The sequence below is a fragment of the Aliivibrio sifiae genome, assembly GCF_002954705.1.
GTDB classification, from domain to species: Bacteria; Pseudomonadota; Gammaproteobacteria; order Enterobacterales; family Vibrionaceae; genus Aliivibrio; species Aliivibrio sifiae_A.
Genome location: NZ_MSCO01000001.1, coordinates 1,642,661 through 1,664,424, shown reverse-complemented (window position 1 = coordinate 1,664,424; position 21,764 = coordinate 1,642,661). Strand labels below are relative to the sequence as shown.

Sequence of the window (21,764 nt, the reverse complement as noted above, 5' to 3'; positions counted from 1 at the left end):
AGAGGCTAAATGATGTAATTTTGAGCATAATCGACTAAATTTATGTAATAAAAATAAATTGGAGTCTTTTAGTTTCGTTAGTTTTAAAATTTGATTAGAATTAAACAGTTATCAATGAGTGGGGAAGAAAGTGTTTAAGAGTAATTACTTTTATGTAATAACCAGTTTTTTACTGGCCCTATCTCTAGGTTTATTAAGTATGAGGTTCGTTTATTTATCTGATTTGGATAATAACCAGAAGAACTTCTATAAAGAGGCTGATAGACAATCAGCCTTGCTTTCTTTATTGATAGAAAAAGATGTCGACTTTATTGGTGCTGGAGCAAACTTCTACCAAGTTAGTAATAAAAAAGATTGGGCTCAGTTTCCACTATTTGCAGGCTCCTTATTATTAAGAACGAATAGTTTGGTTTCTCTCCAGTGGATGGAAAAAGTTGAAAAAAGCGGCATTAAAAAGCATCTAATTGAAATTAATAAAAACTATCCTTTAGCAAAGCTTTACACTGTTCCTGAAGGCCGAACTAAAACCTACGGCTATATCATGCCTCAAAATGAACCAATTTATATTGCGACAGATATTTTCCCCAGAAACCCTAAGAATATTCCACTTATCGGCTTTTATTCATCAAGAGAGCGTTTTCAACACGTGGTTAATGAATTCTTGAAAACGGGCCAACCAAGCGTCTCTGATAAAGTTCGTTTATTACAAGACAGTCTAATAGATCAAGATAGCCCTAAAACAGGTATGTTAGTTTATCATCCCGTATTCACTGACGATAAGGTATCATTAAAAGGTGTCATGGTTGGGGTAATCAGAATTACCAGTTACTTTGAGCGTTTAGTGGATACAACATCGTTAGGTGAAGAGCTTGTTGTTCGCATTGTTGATACTGGATTTGATACAGAAGATGACCCTGTTATGTACGAAAGTGCAACGTGGAACGACTTTAGTGGTATTGATTACACGACGAGTATCGATATTGAAGGGCGCATTTGGAAAATTGAATATAAAACGAATAACACATTAACCGAATATCAACGACTCACTTTAGTTTGGATGTTCTTTGGGGTATTCACTATTTCGGTTTTAATAGCGACACTAACTTCAATTGTTACTCGTGATAGACGTCGTATAGAAAATTTATTAGAAATAAGAACCAAAGAACTACATTACATGGCGATGCATGATGACCTTTCAGGTTTATTAAATCGAAGAGCAATACGAGATGTAATGAATCGTTATATTGCAGAAAACACACCGTTTGCTTTGCTTTGCTTTGTTTTGATATTGATGAATTTAAGCAAATCAATGATTCTTATGGGCACCCTGAAGGAGACGAAGTGTTGTGCCACATTAGCCAACTGGTTACTGATATGTTGGGGAATACTGCTCATATTTCTCGTCTTGGTGGCGATGAGTTTTCTATTGTGATTAAGAATAAAAATATAGAAGAGCTAACTAAAATATCAAATGAGATTCATATACTTGTCGCTCAATCGCCGACTCAACTTGATGGTTATGAAATTAATCAAACGATCAGCCTTGGTGCCTCTATTTGGAAGGGGGAAACATTGGAAGCGTTATTAAAAGTGACGGATCAGGCTTTGTATAAAAGTAAAGGGATGGGGCGTAATCAAGTCACAATCAACGAATAAATTTTCAGCAGTTAAATTTTATAGTATCGCGCTCTTCTCTTTGATTAGGTAGAATAGCGCTCCCGTTTTATTTGAGTACCAAGGATCTCCATGAACTTTAATCGTATCGTCTGTTTTGATTTAGAAATGTGTTGTTGGAATGTCGACGGTAAAGGAACAACAGGGGAGATTATTGAAGTTGGGTTAGCTGAGATTGATTTAACTAAAGGTGAAGTTGTTAGACGTGCTCAATATTATGTAAAACCAGAGTATGATGAAATTTCTCTTTTCTGTGTAGAGCTAACGGGTATTACACCGCGTAAAATTGAAAAGCAAGGCCGTCCATTAGCTGGTGTATTGAAGTCTATGATTAAAAACTTTGGTGGCACAAATAAAATTTATGCGGCTTGGGGTCATGATGAACTGATCTTAAAAGCTGAATGTGAAGCGAAAGATATTGAGTTTCCATTTGTTGAATTTATTAACTTAGCGACGATTTATCGAATTAAATCACGTAAGAGAAATGAAAGAATGGGTCAGCGAAAAGCAATGGAAGAGCTTAATATTGAGTGGGAAGGAAGACAGCATTCAGGTTATGTTGATGCATATAACCTTGCGCAATTAGCATTAAAAATATTATAGATTGTAATAGGTTATTTAATAGAGACATTAAAAAGGAGCTGATTAGCTCCTTTTTTCGTTTGATTCAATCGACTTTATTTATTATCGCGCTTGTATAGTTCAACAAATGAACGCTGATAAGCAGTTGCGATTTTAGTTATGATTTTTTTAGCCATAGCAGCGTCACCCTTTAATTTAGTAATAAGACGAGGTATTTCGTCTTTGTATGGCGCGCATTATAGGTAATTTTTTTATTATTTCTAGCAAGTAAAATTGTTTTTTAAGATTAGTTTATCTAATGCTTATTTCATTATCTTTGGTATGAATGAAAATGAAGTATTCATTTTTTACAGAATAAAAAGGAAGTCATGTTGACTTCCTTTTTACGATTAGAACATGTATTTTTATTTACGCTTGTGCACTTTCTACCTGTTCATCCGTGCTTTTCTCACCAAGCACTCGACTTGTAATTGTACCTGCGGTCATTGCACCGCTGACATTTAGTGCCGTACGAGCCATATCAATTAATGGTTCGATAGAGATAAGTAGAGCTGCAATTGTTACAGGTAAGCCCATTGCAGGAAGTACAATAAGAGCTGCGAATGTTGCACCGCCACCGACACCTGCAATACCAAATGAACTCACCGTGATAATGGCAACTAAAGACAGAATAAAGTGAGCATCAATTGGGATCCCCATTGTTGGCGCAACCATTACTGCTAGCATTGCAGGGTAAATACCTGCACAACCGTTTTGACCAATTGTAGCACCAAATGTTGCTGATAAGTTTGCAATTGCAGGTGGAACGCGAAGTTTTGTAATTTGCGCTTCAACGTTTAGTGGGATTGTTGCAGCAGAGCTACGAGAGCTAAATGCAAACGTCAATACAGGCCAAATTTTCTTAAAGTAATCAATCGGGTTCACACCAACAAATGAAACCAATAAACCGTGAACCACAAACATAAGAAGAATAGCGACATAAGAAGCAATAATAAAACCAAGTAGATTTAAAATATCCGCCGCATTTGAGGTTGCGACTACTTTTGTTAATAACGCCAAGATACCGTAAGGGGTTAGTGCCATGATCATTTTAACTAAACGCATCACAATAGATTGAGCTACGTCTACAAAAGTATTAATTGGGCCTGCTAACTCTTCTTTCTCTTGGCTTACTTTACGAGCAGCGATACCAGCAAGAATAGCAAAGATGACTACCGCAATAATAGACGTTGAACGAGTACCTGTTAAATCAGCAAATGGATTTGTAGGAATAAAGCTGACAAGCATTTGAGGAATGGTTAAATCACTAACCGTGCTGATACGAGATTCTAACACCGCAACACGAGCCGTTTCACGAGCGCCTTCAGTTAGGCCTTCTGCTGTTAAACCAAAGGTATGAGTTACTGCAATACCTATCAGGGCTGAGATCATAGTTGTCACTAGCAGTACACTAATAGTAACGCCGCTAATCTTTCCTAAAGAGCCTGATTTATCCAGTTTTACTACAGCTGAAAACATAGACACTAATACTAATGGCATGATGACCATTTTTAATAAGCCAACGTAACCGCTGCCAACGATATTTACCCAATCAAGCGTCGCCTTAATAACATCGCTGCCTTCTCCGTGAAGCAGTTGAAGTGCTAAGCCATAAATACTACCAGCAATTAAGCCGATAAGAACAAGTCTAGATAGGGTATAAGTTTTACGTTGTTGCGTATTAAGAAAGAAAATAAGACTGATAAAAACGATCAAATTGATGATAACGGCTAATGACATACTGCTTTTCCTGTTTATGTTAGTGCGCTCGTTATTGTATTTATTTGAAACAAGCCCTTTGTATTTAAAGGCATAATAACGGTAAGGCTATTGGTAAGATAAGTAATAAAAGTTATCATATATAATAAAATGGAATAACGGTTGTATTTTAGGTTATAGATAAATCAGTTCGGTGCTAATTTGAGTATTTGTAGAACAGAATAAGGGGATGAGGTACCATTTCTAAATAATAAAAGTTAATCAGAAAGGAAAATGAAATGGATCATGAATTTTGGGAAAAGAAATGGGCAAGTAACGTTATAGGTTTTCATCTATCGGACATAAACCCAACCTTGACTCAGTATTGGTCGGCGTTGAAACCAAGTCGTAATGAGAGTGTTTTTGTTCCTTTATGTGGTAAATCAATGGATTTAGATTGGCTTGCAGAGAAGCATAATTCAGTCACGGGTGTTGAGTTAAGTAAAATAGCAGTGCGTGCTTTTTTTGCTGAGCGTCTGTACACACCAACAGTCACTGCATTAACTAGCAGTCTTGAATTGTATGAGTTTGATGAATTTACCATTTATTCTGGTGATTACTTTACTGCGCCTATTGAAGCCACCGACCTTATTTATGATCGCGCAGCCCTTGTTGCCCTGCCTAAAGAGATGCGAGTAGAGTATGTGCAAGTTTTACGCACTCGTTTAAAAGAGGGCGGACGTATCTTATTAGTGACATTAGATTACGCTCAAGATGAAATGGCAGGACCTCCATTCTCAGTGCCAGAAGAGGAAGTTCGTTCACTATTTTCAGGTATGACGATCACTCGCTTACTGCGTGATGAAGCCGATGCAAATCATCCCAGAATTAAAAAAGGATTATCACGCTTTGCGGAAGAAGTGTGGTTGATTGAGAATTAATAAATAGTCAGAATATAAAAGGTGACGATATAGATTAGTCACCTTTTGCTTACTTATCATGTAGAAAGTAAATGAAATTATCGTTGTTCTAAAGGATACGAACGGTAGCTCCACATACCATAAACACGTAATGCATCACGATAAATACCTAATAACTCACCATCTGTCGGGATTTTCAATTCTTCTAATGGACGATCGTTAGCGGCATACGTATCAAACGTGATCCCTTTAGGGCCAGTCTGCCAGCTAGCCACTTCAAATAATGCTTGCCCACGGCGAACATGGCTTGCCGAACTAATAATTGTAGCGTGGTCAATATCATGACGAGCTAATGCGTAGCTGCTGTATAATGCGTTTTCTACCGTACTTCTGGCGTAGTTGTCTTCAATAATACGAGATTTATCTATGCCATTTTTCACTAACCAATCAGCCATTAATTTACCTTCGGTTTTGTGATTTTTAGGTACACCGCCAGTCACTACGATGTAAGTGTTAGGGTTCTTCTTCGCCATCGTTAGCGTTGCATTTAATCGATCAATTAAGATGTCGTTCATGCTGCCATCTGGATTTAAGGCATACCCTAGGGTGATGATTGCATTATTACCTTTGGCTGGTTTTTTGATTGTATTACTTAATGGCGTATCAACGATTCTATCAATGGTCGACATGATTTTTTTCAAATCAGCAACACGTCCTTTATTTAGTTGTTCTAGAGCATTTAAATGTTTGGTTACTTCGCTTTTGTTGCCTTTAAAATTTTGCCAAATTACAAGATATGAATGAGCATCTACGTCATCAGGAGCCACATCTAAAATTTGAGAAAATAGCTCAATTGCTCGGTCTACATTGCTGTTATAAATCTGAGCATTAGCGGCAGAAAACAATAAATCGACACGATAGGGTTCAAGTTTATAAGCATCAAGTAAGTTGTTAGTGATCATCTCCATGTTGCTTGGCATTTTAGCCGTAAAACCTGCATGAGAGATACGAGCCGGGTTTTTAAAGGTTTGATAAGCATCATTAAGTAATTGGTCGACTACCTGACGCTGAGAGGTCATTTCTGTGTAATTAATCTGTGGTTGAACCGCATCTAATGCAGCAATGCTTGGCGTCGAGTAAAAAGAACTAGAAAGGATAGCCGCCAAAGAAAGGGTTAAGAGTGTGCGTTTCATAATGATTCCAAAGTTAGCAACAAGAAGAAGCTATCCTACGATTTGATAAAATGGTGTACTGTGAGCGCAATCGTATTTATTTTTATTTATCAGACTCAAATGTTAATTGTATGAACTAGCGTCACAAGCAGGAAAAATCAAACATAAATTAAATCAATTGATCTCTAATTTTTACTTATTAATTTTGATAATTCTTTAACTTGTAAGATTAGTCACAGAAACCAATCCTTTTGGACATCACAATGCGCGCACTTTCGAACGAATATTTATTTTTTCTTCGTTCGAGCTTTAGTCTCCCATCGAAAATATAATAATGGAGTTAACTATGTTTGGTATATTCAAACCCCAAGCGCATATAGACCGTCTCGCTTCCGACCGGATCGATGGCACGTACACACGATTACGTTGGCAATTGTTTATCAGTATTTTTGTTGGTTACGCTGGTTACTATCTTGTCCGTAAAAACTTTAGCTTGGCAATGCCATATTTAATCGATCAAGGCTTTAGTCGTGGTGATCTTGGTGTCGCTTTGGCTGCGGTATCTATTGCTTATGGCCTTTCGAAATTCTTAATGGGTAGCGTATCTGATCGTTCTAATCCTAGGTATTTTTTAAGTGCTGGCTTATTAATGTCTGCCGCTGTTATGTTTTGTTTCGGCTTTATGCCATGGGCAACAAATAGCATTGCAGCCATGTTTATTCTGCTGTTTTTGAACGGTTGGTTCCAAGGTATGGGGTGGTCAGCTTGTGGTCGAACGATGGTACATTGGTGGTCACGTAAAGAACGTGGTGAGCTAGTTTCGGTTTGGAACGTAGCACACAATGTGGGTGGTGGCTTGATTGGCCCTCTTTTCTTATTAGGTTTATGGGCATTTAACGACGACTGGCGCTCAGCATTTTATGTTCCTGCCATTTTTGCCACGTTAGTTGCTGTCTTTATATGGATAACTCTGCGTGACACTCCTCAATCTTGTGGGCTCCCTGCGATTGAAGAGTACAAAAATGACTACCCAGATGATTATGATAAATCTCATGAAACAGAGATGACAGCGAAAGAGATTTTCTTTAAGTACGTATTTAATAATAAGTTACTTTGGTCTATCGCGATTGCAAATGCCTTTGTTTATCTTATTCGTTACGGTGTGCTTGATTGGGCTCCAGTATATTTAAAAGAAGCGAAAGACTTTACGGTTGATAAATCGTCTTGGGCATATTTCTTATACGAGTGGGCAGGGATACCGGGCACATTATTGTGTGGTTGGATTTCTGATAAAGTATTTAAAGGACGTCGTGCTCCTGCGGGTATTTTATTTATGGCTCTTGTTACTATTGCTGTGTTGGTTTACTGGTTTAACCCAGCAGGTAATCCAACGATTGATATGATTGCTTTGGTTGCTATTGGCTTCTTGATTTACGGTCCTGTAATGCTTATTGGCCTTTATGCACTTGAACTTGTTCCTAAAAAAGCGGCAGGTACAGCAGCAGGATTAACGGGATTATTCGGTTATCTTGGTGGCGCTGTTACAGCCAATATCATTCTTGGTTATACGGTTGACCACTTTGGTTGGGATGGCGGTTTTATGATCTTAGTCGCGTCTTGTGTGCTGTCCATAATATGTTTGTCATATGCTTTCTTAGGTGAAAAGGCACATCATAAAGCAAAAGAGCAAGCCACTGTGTAATTAGAAAATAAAAAGGGCTGTAATAATTACAGCCCTTTAGTATTTTTATTTAAGACGGGATCTTATAGGTAAAGTTTCACAAGATCACTTGCTTCTACTTCTTTACCTTCAAGTTGTTGGTTCCAGTTAGTACCAACTAAAACACCATCTTCAGATAACGTTACTAGCCAGTCTTCTGCGAAGATATCTAGTGGAATTTCGGTTACTTCAAAATCAGCCCACTCTTCAACATTATGAAATGCTGCGTCTTCTTTATTAGACCAGAATGGCATTACTTCAGAGTTTTCAAATTCAGTTGACTCAACAGAGATCCAACCTTCTTCGTTATAAAGACTCCAAACTAGCTGCGTTTCTTTCGTTTCAGCGATGAAAAGATCTAGGTTTGCTTGAGTATCTGACGTTAATTTGCTCATGATGATGTCTCGATTAAAATAAACATGGTGAATAATAAAGGATTATGCGGATTATGATACTTAAATTTGGAAAAAATTATGTTATAAAACTATCAGATAATAATTTTATAACAACAAATTAACGGTTTTTCATTTTGTGTATTGACGCATTTTTATTCTATGCTTAAAACACACATGAAAATTAATTTATTATACCGCTAAATGGATTGTAGGTGATTGCATGAAAGAAACAATAATTCCTTCTCAAATAGAAATAAAAAAAATTGAAGGTGACGCCTATACATTAAACCAGTCTGGTGTACCTACAAAAGTAAGTGTAGGCCAAAATATTGGGCGTGATTCCGTGCTGTTTACTGGATACGACGCCAAAGTGGTTGTTCAAATTAACGGTAAGTTAGTGACGGTTGATAAAAACTGTTTGGGTTGTCTTGATGAAACCAAAGCGGATGACCCACTGCAAGTACAGCCAATAGATGGGAAGGTAACTCTTGATCCTACACAATCAACAGATGAGCTTGATATCGCCGCGATTCAAGATGCCATTTTAGCGGGAGAGGATCCAACTGAGATCCTTGAAGCTTCTGCTGCTGGTGAAGGCGGTGGCTCAGCAAACGGTGGTTTTGTTGTGATTGAGTACGGCTATTATTCAGATATCGCAACAACAAACTTCACTACTTCGGATGTATTCTCCTATGATAATCAAGATGATATCGATAATTTAAGTGGTAATGATCCAACGAATGCCCCTGCGACACCAATTATTACACCAAATAATTCAGGTTTAACAAAAGAAGATGAACTTTTTGAGTCTGAAGGTCAATTAGCTGTTACTAATCCTCAAAGTAACTTTTCGTACACTTGGTCGATTAATGGCTCTCCTACAAGTGAATTTGGTACGTTAACTTTAAACCCAATTACGGGTGAGTGGGAATACATTCTTGATAATAGTGCTTTATCAGTTCAGTCATTAGCTAATGGTCAGATTATTACTGATGTGTTTGAGGTTTCAGTTTCTGCTGGTGGAAATCTAACATCAACTCAGCAGGTTACAGTAGTTATTGTAGGTACTAATGATGAACCTGTGATTTCAGGTATTTCTGTTGGTGAGCTGACTGAGGGGGATGTTGATGATACTGATCCAACCGTCAGTGAGACATTAACAGTTGCAGATGTAGATACATTAGATACTCATACTTGGACAATTGTTGAAGGTGGTAATGCAACTTATGGTGTATTAACCATAAATAATGGTGTGTGGGAATACACATTAGATAATTCTAGAGATGAGACTCAAGCTCTGGGGAAAGGCGATGTTGTTACTGAAACATTTACCATTCAAGTTGATGATGGTAATGGCGGTATTGCCGAACAAGAAGTGGTTATTACGATTAATGGTACCAATGATGAACCCATCATTAGTGGTACAAGTACAGGGCGTGTTGTTGAGGATTTAATTGACTCTGCTGATGGGCAATTAATAGCTGTTGATGTCGACGCAGGAGATTCAGTGTCATGGTCGGTGACAGCTCCAAATCTAGGTTCGTATGGTTCGCTTGTAATTGATAGTACAGGTAAATGGACTTATAGCATTGATAATAACTTATCTGCGACTCAAGCGTTATCACAAGGTGAAACTCAAACTGAAACGTTTGAAGTGATTGCTGATGATGGCAATGGTGGACAAGTAACGCACACCATTACTATTGATGTAACGGGTACGAATGATAATCCAGAAATCACTGATACTTCAGTTATTGCAGGTGCAGTTGAGCATCGTGTTATAGAAAGTGCAACTGGCGATCTGACTTTTGAAGATGTTGATACTTTAGATACTCATACATGGACTGTTCAACCAAATTCAAATGATGACCTTGGTACCTTCTCTGTTGATGCAACAGGTAAATGGACGTTTAATTTGAACTCAGCATCTATCGCCGTGATTGGGTTAGGTGCGGGCGAAACACTAGATATCATATACAGAGTAGAAGTGGCAGATAACCACGGTGGCACTGATCTTCAAGATGTAACTATTACTGTTACAGGTTCAAATGATGGCCCTGTTATTAGTGGTTCTGATACAGGCTCTGTTGTTGAAGATGTATTGGGAAGTGCTACTGGGGAGTTAATTGCAACAGATGCTGATGTTAATGACTCGGTATCATGGTCTGTTACTAACGGTACTGGGGTATTTGGTTCTTTAAGCGTAGATAGTGCCGGTAAGTGGACCTACACCCTAGATAATGGCTTAGATGTTACTCAAGCTATTTCTAAAGATGAAATTAAAACTGAAACATTTGAGATCGTTGCCGACGATGGCAATGGCGGTACGGTGGCGCACACAGTGATTGTTGAAGTTACCGGCACCAATGATATTCCTGAAATTACAGATTCATCGGTTGTGACTGGTGATGTTGCAGAAGTGAGTGTTTCTGCTATTGGTGATTTAGTATTAGAAGATATTGATGGATTAGATACTCACCTTTGGACAGTAGAACCAAACGATAACTCCGAGTTAGGTTCATTTAGTGTCGATTCAAACGGCCGATGGAATTTTGACTTAAATACAAATGCAGCGGTTTTCCTTGCGTTAGGTGCAGGAGAAACCTTAGATGTAATTTATGTCGTTCAAGTTGACGATCAAAATGGCGGTCTTGATACTAAAGAAGTGACTATTACTATAACAGGTTCTAATAATGGCCCTGTTATTGGTGGAACAAGCACTGGCTCTGTAGTGGAAGATACGGTTGCTACCGCATCTGGTGTATTGGTTTCTGCTGATTTAGATACAACTGATACTGCAACATGGTCAGTACAAGCTCCGAGTACGGGTTTATATGGTGAGATAACAGTAGATGCTAACGGTAAGTGGACATACTCGATAGATAATGCGCTTTCTGCAACTCAATCATTATCAGAAGGCCAAACCGAAACGGAAACATTTACGGTTATTGTTACGGATGGAAGCGGTGCACAAGTAACACAAGTGATTACAATTGAAGTCACCGGTACCAATGACATTCCAGAAATTACAGACACATCCGTGATTGTGGGTGCGGTAGAGCACCGAGCAACAGAAAGTGCGACCGGTGATTTAGTCCTTGAAGATGTCGATACATTAGACACGCACACGTGGACTGTGGAATCGAACAGTAATGACGAATTGGGTACGTTCAGCGTTGACGCTAATGGTAAGTGGACATTTGATTTAAACACCGCGTCAGCAAGTGTGATTGCGTTGGGTGTTGGCGAGACGATGGACATCGTCTATGTGGTTCAAGTTGAAGACAACCACGGTGGTATCGATACACAAGAAGTCACTATTACGATGACGGGCTCAAACGATGGCCCAACTATCAGCGGTACGGATACTGGGGCAGTTGTTGAAGACAGCGTAGGGATTGCAGAAGGTCAATTAGAAGCAACCGATGCAGATATCACCGATACGCATGCATGGTCAGTGACCGATGGTGCAGGCACGTATGGCGCATTAACTGTCGATGCAACGGGTAAGTGGACTTACACCCTAGATAATAGCTTGGATGTGACTCAAGCCATTTCTAATGGCGAAGTGAAAACCGAAACGTTTGAGATCGTTGCCGATGATGGCAATGGCGGTACGGTGACGCATACAGTGACTGTTGAAGTCACCGGTACCAATGACATTCCAGAAATTACAGACACATCCGTGATTGTGGGTGCGGTAGAGCACCGAGCAACAGAAAGTGCGACCGGTGATTTAGCCCTTGAAGATGTCGATACATTAGACACGCACACGTGGACTGTGGAATCGAACAGTAATGACGAATTGGGTACGTTCAGCGTTGACGCTAATGGTAAGTGGACGTTTGATTTAAACACCGCGTCAGCAAGTGTGATTGCGTTGGGCGTTGGCGAGACGATGGACATCGTCTATGTGGTTCAAGTTGAAGATAACCACGGTGGCATCGATACACAAGAAGTGACTATTACGGTGACGGGCTCAAATGATGGCCCAACCATCAGTGGCACGGATACTGGCGCGGTTGTTGAAGACAGCGTAGGGATTGCAGAAGGTCAATTAGAAGCAACCGATGCAGATATCACCGATACGCATGCGTGGTCAGTGACCGATGGTGCAGGCACGTATGGCGCATTAACTGTCGATGCAACGGGTAAGTGGACTTACACCCTAGATAATAGCTTGGATGTGACTCAAGCCATTTCTAATGGCGAAGTGAAAACCGAAACGTTTGAGATCGTTGCCGATGATGGCAATGGCGGTACGGTGACGCACACAGTGACTGTTCAAGTAACTGGTACCAATGATCTGCCTAGCGTTGCAGGTAGCTCTGTGTTATCAGGCAGCGTGACAGAAGAAACCGTATTGACTACTACGGGAGATCTATTTGTTGATGATGTAGACACATTAGACTCACATACATGGACACTGCTTTCTTCAAATACCGATCCATACGGTTCAATTGTTGTTTCTACTAATGCCGATGGTTCAGGTAAATGGGAATACACTCTTAATAATACCGCTGCACAAGTCCAAGCACTGGCTAATGGTGAAACACACACTGTTGAATACCAAATTCAAGTGGATGATGGTGAAGGTGGATTAACGACTGAAATGGTTTCTATTGAAATAACAGGTACAAACGATGAACCGACAGTATCAGGTCAATCAACAGGATTAGTCAAAGAAGATACCGCTACTCAATCAGAGGCAGAAGGTCAACTGACTGTTGATGATGTTGACTTAATCGATGTTCACGCTTGGAGTGTAGACAGCAATAATGGTACTTACGGTTCTATTGCAATTGATCCTGCTACGGGTAAGTGGATTTACACCATAGATAATACGTTAGATGCCACTCAAGCTTTAACCGAAGGGCAAAGTGTAGAAGATAAATTCATTGTTACTGTAGATGACAACCAAGGTGGTACAGACACCATCGAAATCGTGATCACGGTTGTTGGTACGAATGGTGTACCAGTGATCGGAGGCGATGTTGTCGGTGCAGTAACAGAAGATACGACACTAACGACAACGGGAACATTAACCGCGTTAGATGAAGATACGACGAGTGCGTTTAATTGGGATATCGTTGGTTCAGATACTGGGACTTATGGCAAATTCACATTAGATGCAAGTACAGGAACTTGGATATACACATTAGATAATGATGCCGCTCAATCTCTTGGTGCTGGTGATGACCCAATAAAAGAATACTATACCGTAGAACTCAGTGATGGTGCAGGTGGTGTTATTACAGAAACCGTTGAGATTACTATTACTGGTACTAATGATGATCCAGAATTATCAGGTCAATCATCGGGGTCAGTAAAAGAAGATGCGATTGAAACAACAGAAGGCCAATTAATTGTAGATGATGTAGATCTTTCAGATACTCACACATGGGACGTTCAACCAGCTGCAGGTTCTTATGGTTCGATCACTGTTGATGCCAATGGAAAATGGATTTACACCATAAATAATGCCTTAGATGCAACTCAGCAGCTTGCCGAAGGTGAGACTGCAGAAGATCGTTTTATAGTTACGGTTGATGATGGGCAAGGCGGTACGGATCAAAAAGAAATCATCATCTCTTTAGAAGGAACCAATGATTTACCCAGTATCGTAGACAGTAATGATACAGGTATTGTTAAAGAAGATGAGACGGTAACCATTTCAGATACCTTATCTGTTGATGATGTTGATGTATCTGATACTCATAATTGGTTTGTTATTGGAGCTTCAGAGTCTAAATTAGGCAGTTTTTCAATTGATGCCAACACTGGAGAATGGACATATACACTTAAAGATACTGAGTCTCAAGTATTGTCTGCTGGTGAAAGTGTCGTTGAAAGTTTTGTTGTTGTTGTTGGTGATGGTAATAATGGTTATGCACAACATACTGTTGAAATAACGATTAATGGTACTAATGACCGGCCTGTAATTACTGGACGAACAACAGGTACAGCTGTCGAAGACATCATACCTACAGCGACAGGTGCATTAACAGCTGTCGATATTGATTTTAATGACACTCACACATGGACTGTTGATGGTGGTGGTGCCGGTAAATATGGCAATATGACTGTCGATGCCGATGGTAATTGGTTATATACCATAGACCCCTTGAATAGTGATACTCAAGCATTAGCAGAGAACCAACAAGAGTTTGAAACGTTTATCATTCATGTCGATGATGGTAATGGTGGGATGAATTCTATTATTATTACTGTCGAAGTTTTGGGTACAAATGATATCCCTGAAATTGGTGGGCAAACAACTAAAACAATTACGGAAGATGGAAATAAAGCGTCTGTTTCAGGTGAGTTAACCGATGGTGATGTTGATACAACAGATGCACATGAATGGACCTTATTAACCGATGCACAAGGCTTATATGGTTCATTGTCATTAGATGCTAGTGGAAAGTGGACATACACAATTGACAACTCTTTAGCAGCTACTCAAGGTTTATTGTCAGGTCAAACAGAAAAAGAGAAGTTTGTCATTCAAGTTGAAGATCAATATGGCGCTATTGATACAGTTACTGTCACTGTAAAAGTCAAAGGGACAAATGATATCCCTGAATTATCGGGTGAGTTAAGTGGACTTGTTGAAGAAGACTCAGCTATCACGGTAGTCCATGGTCAACTTGAACCAGATGATAAAGATATTGGTGACTCTTATACTTGGACGCTTGACTCTAACACAGGTTCATACGGAACATTGACATTAAGTGCTGATGGACATTGGATTTATAATTTAGATAATGATAAAGCTTCAGTTCAAAGTCTATCTGAAGGTGAAAATGCACAGGATAGCTTTACGGTAACAGTTACGGACAGTTTTGGTGCATCAACATCAAAAGAAATCGTCATTGATATTATTGGTGATAATGATCAACCTTCGATTAGCGGTGCAACAACTGGTAGTGCTATTGAAGGAACAACAGGAAAAGACGTAGCAACTGGTGAGTTAACTGCTGTTGATATAGATAGCTTAGATGATCATACATGGTCAGTTCTCACTCCGGATGGTGTTTACGGAACACTAAGTATTGATCCTAATACTGGCAAATGGACTTATCAACTAGATAACTCTAGACCAGCTACAATAGGGATTTCTTCTGGCCAAACGGTTCAAGATAAGTTTGTTGTTGAAGTTGATGATGGTGAAGGTGGTACTAATCAAATAGAAGTGATTATTGATATTGCGGGTACAAACAGTTCTCCTGGCATTATTGGTGATACTACTGGTGAAATAAAAGAAGATGCGAATCCGAATGAAATCTCAGGCGATTTACGGTCTGGTGATTTAGATTCAATGGATACCCTTGAATGGGAAATTGTTGGTTCTGCAGGGCAGTACGGGACGTTTACTCTCGATAATAACGGGCATTGGACCTATGTTCTTAACAATAATAACAGTACTGTTAATGGCTTAAAAGAAGGTGTAGAGCTTGTTGATACTATTACAGTAAAAGTAACGGATTCATTTGGTGAAGTCTCTGAAAAAGAAGTTGAAATTACGATTGAAGGGACAAATGATGCACCATCTTTAAGTGGTGCTTTAACCGGAACAGTAATAGAAGACCAAACAACAACAATTGAGGGGCGGTTAAACAGTTCAGACCCTGATGTGGGTGATATTCATGCTTGGAATTTATTAAACGGTGTTGGTCAATATGGTTCATTAACGATGAATTCTAATGGCCGTTGGACATATACACTAATGAATTCTCTTGCTGCCATTCAAGCGCTTGGACCTAATGATACATTTACTGAGACATTTACCGTAACGGTAACTGATTCTATGGGGTTAGAATCAACTGATGATATCGTTATTACTATTCAAGGAACTAATGATCTACCTGAAATTACAGGCGGAGCAACTGGAGAGTATAAAGAAGATCAAGCGACAGATATTGTTACTGGTCAATTGATTGCCACAGATGTAGATGCTGGAGATACAACGTCTTTTGAAGTTCGAACCTATGTAGGTAACTATGGTACGTTTTATCTTGAAGCTAATGGTTCATGGCGTTATGAAATTGATAAAAATTCGACCGCGATTCAGTCTTTAAATGAAGGGGAAACCATCTCTGAGACTTTTGCCGCTGTTGCGCATGATTCTAATGGTGGTTTTACTACAGAACAAATCGATTTTACTATTGTGGGCACCAATGATAAACCTGTCGTTTCTGGTGATAGTTCTGCAACAGTCATTGAAGATGCACAGGATTTCTTACCTGCAGGTGAAGCGTTTAATGGACAATTTACTAAAGTAACAGGCAACGTAATTGCAGATGATATTGATTTAGGTGATGAGGTAGTTAGCTGGCAGGTTCAAGATGGGGCGGGAATATACGGAATATTAACCATTGATGAACATGGGCAATGGACCTATTTGTTAGATAACTTTGATCCAGATACTAATGCACTTAATTTTGATGAAATTGGGATTGATTCTTTCTGGGTCACGGCTACGGATAAGCACGGTGGTGTATCTGAACCGTTTGAAGTCAAAGTTACCGTAAAAGGAAATACGGATCCTGATGGCGGTGGTGGTGGTTCGTATGATGAAATTATTGACATTGAAGCGAAAGAAGAAGGTGTAGATGAAAATGGAGTCCTTGTTGGTGGTGATGGAAGTGGTTCAATAACTGCTGGTGACTTAGGGTTACCCTCAGGCTGTACGATTACTAGTGTATCTGGTGCATCTTCTGTTAATGGTGGTTTATTTGGGGATCTTGTTGTTAATCCTGATGGTACTTGGGTTTACGATGTTGATGACTCTCAGCCCTATGTAGACTCATTGTGCGAAGGAGAGAGTGTCACCGAAAAATGGACAGTAACCGTTGTTGATAGTTGTGGAACGACTTCTAGCGTATTAGTTAATGTAACTATTTTAGGAACAAATGATACTCCGGGAATTATAGTTGATTCTCCATTGTTCGGTGAACAAGGAGAAGTAATTGAAGATGATATTCTTGAAGTCTCAGGTCAGCTAGAAGTGAGCGATCCAGATAGCTGTGATACGCACACTTGGTACTTAGTGGATATATTCGGCAATAAACGTACAGATGAAGATGGTGATACAACTAACGGTTCTATAACCGTTAAAGGCACTTATGGTTGGTTAACGTTAGATGAAGCGACAGGACAATGGACTTACGTATTAGATAATGCAGATCCTACGGTACAAGCGCTCACACCAGAACAAATTGAACGTGATTTCTTTAGAGTTGTTGTCGAAGATAACCATGGGGCTAAGAGTACAGATTCTCTCATCACCATTAAAATTATAGGTGTTGCCGATGATGTCGAAACGGTTTTAATTATTGAAGAAATAGATTTCATAGAGGATGGAAGTCCATTAGAACAAACGGGTAAACTAGACGATGTTGATGGTTTAACGCCTAACCTTACTTGGAATTTAGTTTCTGGTGATGGGACGTACGGTACACTGGTTTTAGATAATGATGGCAATTGGACCTATGTACTTGATAATGACGCTTTAGAAGTTCAGCAGTTAAATAAAAATGAGCTGGTTACTGATACATTTAGCCTTACCGTTGTAGATAAGTTTGGTAAGACAGTTGTTGATGAGCACGGCAATCCCGTGATGATGATCTTTAAAGTTGATGTTACCGGTACAAATGATGTTCCAGATATTTCAGGATCATTAACTGGCAGTATTTCAAATACAGATTCTGATAGCCAAATTTCAGGTAACTTAAATGATGGTGACGTTGATGCTGGTGATTTTCATGTATGGTCAATTACTGATAATGGAGGGACTGTCGATCTTGGTAATACAGAAGTAGGAACCTATGGTGAATTAGTTCTTAATGAAAACACTGGACGATGGACATATAAGTTAAACACTTCGCTAGATGCTGTGAAATTCCTTGGGGTTGGTGAGACATTATCAGACACTTTTGAAGTGACTGTTACGGACCTTTATGGTGCTACCTCAACAGAAACAGTGACAGTCACCATTGATGGCTCAAACTTACCACCAGAAATAGTTCAAAATGATCAAATCATTATGGAGTTAAAAGAAGATGAAACAATTACCGACTCTAAGGCATTAGTCGCAACGGATCCAAACGGTGATACGGTTACCTTTAGCGCAAAAACTCTCACTGGTACCTACGGTACGTTCACTATTGATGAAAATGGTGTATGGACTTATACCTTAGATAATAATGAAGCTCATATCCAAGGGTTAAAAGAAGGTGAGATGGTTTCTGAGGTCTTTACCGTATTTGCGGTTGATGTTCACGGAGCAAAAACAGCACAAGAAGTAACGGTAAATATCACTGGTACCAATGATATCCCGCAAATTTCAGGAATGGATACTGGTGTCGTACAAGAAACAGATGGCAGTACTACATCAGGTAACTTTGTAACTAATGTAACTGATATTGGGGATAGCATCAGTGTTAGTGCTGGTATGCAAGGAAGCTATGGTGTCGTTAGTGTAGATGAAGCTACAGGTAAGTGGATCTATACAGTTGATGGTAACGATCCTACAGTAAATAGTTTATCAAAAGGTGAAACACTGACCGATACCGTCACAATTACAGCAACAGATGAGTTTGGTGCTTCTACGGATATGACAATAACTATCATCATCAATGGTGAAAATGATGCCCCAAGTCTAGTCGTTACCATACCAACTGAATTAACAGAGGATAGTGGTGTAACAGTATCGAATACTATTGAAGTCACAGGTAATTGGGACGATGGTGATCCTGATACTGCAGATACTCACATATGGGAAGTTCTAAGTGGTGATAGCCTTGGAATATTAACCTTTGAACCAAATGGTGACTATAAATTAGTTGTTGATAATTCAGTATTAGAAATTCAACAACTTGGTGTAGGTGAAAAACTAGAATTAACTTATACCGTTCAAGTCACTGATGAACATGGTTTAAGTAGTACGCAAGATATTACCTTTACGGTCAATGGTACTAATGATGATCCAGAAGTCGTTAATACAAGTATTACTTCTGTCGATGTTGCAGAAGACGGAACGTTAAGTCAGTCTGGACAGCTAGATATTACAGATATTGATATCACCGATACGACCTTTGATTTTAGTGTGACTAATTCACCATCGGATGCTTATGGCGTTGTTACTGTTGATGAGTTTGGTCAATGGACTTATGTATTAGATAACGATAAAGCTCAAGATATCGGTGATGAAACAATTACAGAAACGTTTACTATCCAAATTGATGATGGAAATGGTGGGGTAATTACACAAGATGTTACTGTGAATATTACAGGTACGGATGATGACCCGATTATTGACACAGGAATAACCCAAGTAACGGAAGGCATTGTTGTAGAAGATGGAACCTCGACAGCTACTGGGCAGGTTGCTTATGTGGATCCAGAAGGTGATCTCATTGATTACAATGTGATTAATCCACCGACTTCACCTTATGGCACTTTCACCGTCGATGCGAATGGTGTGTGGACGTATGAATTAAATAATGCCTTAGCTCAAGAGATTGGCGCTACAGGTACTCAAGAAACATATACCATCGAAGTAAAAGACCAAACTGGTGGAACAATACAGCAAGTTATCACCATTAATATTACAGGTGAAAATGATGCGCCAACGATTGATGCATCGAGCGTAATCATTGGTAGTGTTGATGAAGACGGTACAGCAACGGCTACAGGTCAATTAAATGTATCCGATGTTGATCTTACCGATACAAGTTTCACTTATTCAGTGATTTCTGGGCCTAACACCGCAGGCACGCCAGGAGATTTATCTGGTTTATATGGTGCTTTAACTGTTGATGGCAATGGTGAGTGGACCTATTTACTTGATAACAATAAAGCTCAAGTGTTGGGTGATACTGTAGCGACAGAAAAATTCACGATTGAAGTGGCTGATGGTAATGGAGGCACAATAACTCAAGAAATTACTGTTAGTGTCACAGGTAATGATGACCAACCAATTGTCGATGCAGGGACTACTCAAGAAACGACAGGAGCTGTTGTTGAAGACGGAGCGCTGCATGCAGAAGGTACCATTGCTTATCTAGACCCAGAAGGTACAGATATAGGTTATACCGTATCAACATCATCGACACCTTTGTATGGGACATTTATTGTTGACCCAATAACAGGTAAGTGGGAATACGATTTAGATAGTGGACTTTCACAAGCGATAGGTATTGATGGCGCTCAAGAGTCTTTAGTTATTGATGTAACTGATGCCTCTGGACAAGTTACACAACAAGTAATCACGATAGATATTACTGGTGATAATGATTCTCCAGTAATTACAGGAAGCAGTACTGCTGATGTAAAAGAAGGCGTTGTAGAAACAGTTACGGGTCAGTTGAATGCAGTCGATGTAGAAAATGATCCAATTGGATGGCAAATAGCATCGACCTCATCAGCTACTGGGATTTATGGTACATTAAGCATCAATGCCGCTGGATTATGGACATATATTCTTCTTGAAGACAGTACATTAGCATTAGCCGCAGATACAACGGACGAGTTTACAGTCGAGGCTTCTGATGGAAAAGGAGGCGTTACTCAGCAAGTAATTTCCGTGGTGGTTGCCGCTCCAACCATAATTCAAGGTGCTGTTGGTTCAGATATTTTAAACGGAACAACAAACGATGAACTTCTATTTGGTAATCCATTAGATCTTTCTGATACAGGTACTGCAGATACCTTCACTTGGACTAATGCCTCTATTGGTGGTGACTTAGCTCGTGATGTGATTAAAGATTTTGATCTTGATAGTGACAAAATTGATTTGAGTGATATTACAAATATCACAACAGTTTGGGATTCTGCCGTATTAGCGTCTCAAATCCAAATTGGTGAAGTAGATGGTAGTACTGAGATTTATATAAATGAAGCAGGGACAACGGTTCAAACTATTATTGTCGATGGTATAACATTAGATGAATTAGCTGGAGAACCAACGGCTACAATGACTGATGAAGAGAAGTTGAATGCATTAACTAATTCTGGTCATCTTGTTGTTTCAGATACGTTTGGTAACGAAAGGGACAATGTTTTATATGCATCAGGTGAGAATGATATTTTAACTGGTGGTGCAGGTAATGATATCTTCTATTTTGCTGAAGATATTGGAGGAAGTCCTGCGATTCCATCTCAAACCTCAATTGCTGACTTTGCTGTTGATGGCGTAGCCGCTAATGGTGAAGCTGATATTTTAGATTTGGCTGACCTGTTACCTGATTCAATTCAAGCAAGCTCGACAATGGATGATATGTTACAGCATATTGATGTAAATATTGATGATGGTAATGCACAAACAGTATTGTCTGTCACTGATGAGTTGGGTAATAAAACCGATATAACGCTAGAAGGCGTAGATAGTACCACTCTTGGGATCAGTGATTTAGGCTCAATGAGTGATCAAGATATTTTGAGTACAATATATAATGATTTCAACATGTTTAAAGTGGATTAGTACTATTTATAACATTTAGTTGATGTAAATAAAAAGGCGAGAAGGGTTAACCTTCTCGCCTTTTTTAATACTTTAAAG

Annotated in this window: 8 protein-coding genes and 1 pseudogene; 6 read left to right on the top strand and 3 right to left on the bottom strand. The window is 39.3% G+C overall.

Annotation, left to right across the window (positions count from 1 at the left end; all coding sequences use genetic code 11):
* Nucleotides 1-199 precede the first annotated feature (199 nt).
* The 3 genes and pseudogenes from BTO22_RS20160 to BTO22_RS07370 form a co-directional block, all read left to right on the top strand.
* Nucleotides 200-865, top strand: a pseudogene (locus tag BTO22_RS20160) (CHASE domain-containing protein); the annotation flags it as partial.
* Between the two features lie 407 nt (nt 866-1,272).
* The gene (locus BTO22_RS20155) at nt 1,273-1,656 is read left to right on the top strand and encodes a GGDEF domain-containing protein (RefSeq protein WP_258132502.1); all 384 of its coding nucleotides are present in this window, start codon (nt 1,273-1,275) and stop codon (nt 1,654-1,656) included.
* Nucleotides 1,657-1,746: 90 nt separating this feature from the next.
* Nucleotides 1,747-2,277 carry a 3'-5' exonuclease gene (locus BTO22_RS07370; protein WP_105054931.1) on the top strand — a complete coding sequence of 177 codons (531 nt, stop codon included), beginning with the start codon at nt 1,747-1,749 and terminating at the stop codon, nt 2,275-2,277.
* Nucleotides 2,278-2,664: 387 nt separating this feature from the next.
* Here BTO22_RS07370 and BTO22_RS07365 read toward each other — a convergent pair whose 3' ends face one another.
* A complete protein-coding gene (locus BTO22_RS07365; protein WP_105054930.1) occupies nt 2,665-4,035 on the bottom strand; it encodes an L-cystine transporter in 1,371 nt (456 codons plus the stop codon).
* A 257-nt stretch (nt 4,036-4,292) separates the two neighbouring features.
* On the opposite strand from BTO22_RS07365, the gene BTO22_RS07360 reads away from it, so the two are divergent.
* Nucleotides 4,293-4,934 carry a thiopurine S-methyltransferase gene (locus BTO22_RS07360; RefSeq protein WP_105054929.1) on the top strand — a complete coding sequence of 214 codons (642 nt, stop codon included), beginning with the start codon at nt 4,293-4,295 and terminating at the stop codon, nt 4,932-4,934.
* Nucleotides 4,935-5,011: 77 nt separating this feature from the next.
* On the opposite strand, the gene BTO22_RS07355 is transcribed toward BTO22_RS07360, so the two are convergent.
* A complete protein-coding gene (locus BTO22_RS07355; RefSeq protein ID WP_105054928.1) occupies nt 5,012-6,106 on the bottom strand; it encodes a YdcF family protein in 1,095 nt (364 codons plus the stop codon).
* Nucleotides 6,107-6,431: 325 nt separating this feature from the next.
* Between BTO22_RS07355 and glpT the strand changes: the two genes are divergently transcribed.
* Entirely contained in the window at nt 6,432-7,787 is a 1,356-nt protein-coding gene (gene glpT / locus BTO22_RS07350; RefSeq protein ID WP_105054927.1) for a glycerol-3-phosphate transporter, read from the top strand.
* Between the two features lie 62 nt (nt 7,788-7,849).
* Here the strand turns inward: glpT and BTO22_RS07345 are convergent, their stop codons facing one another.
* The gene (locus BTO22_RS07345; protein ID WP_045102277.1) at nt 7,850-8,200 is read right to left on the bottom strand and encodes a DUF2750 domain-containing protein; all 351 of its coding nucleotides are present in this window, start codon (nt 8,198-8,200) and stop codon (nt 7,850-7,852) included.
* 220 nt (nt 8,201-8,420) lie between these two features.
* Between BTO22_RS07345 and BTO22_RS07340 the strand changes: the two genes are divergently transcribed.
* Nucleotides 8,421-21,686 (top strand): retention module-containing protein, encoded by a 13,266-nt coding sequence (locus BTO22_RS07340; RefSeq protein WP_105054926.1) that lies wholly within the window; start codon nt 8,421-8,423, stop codon nt 21,684-21,686.
* The last annotated feature ends 78 nt before the right edge of the window (nt 21,687-21,764 follow it).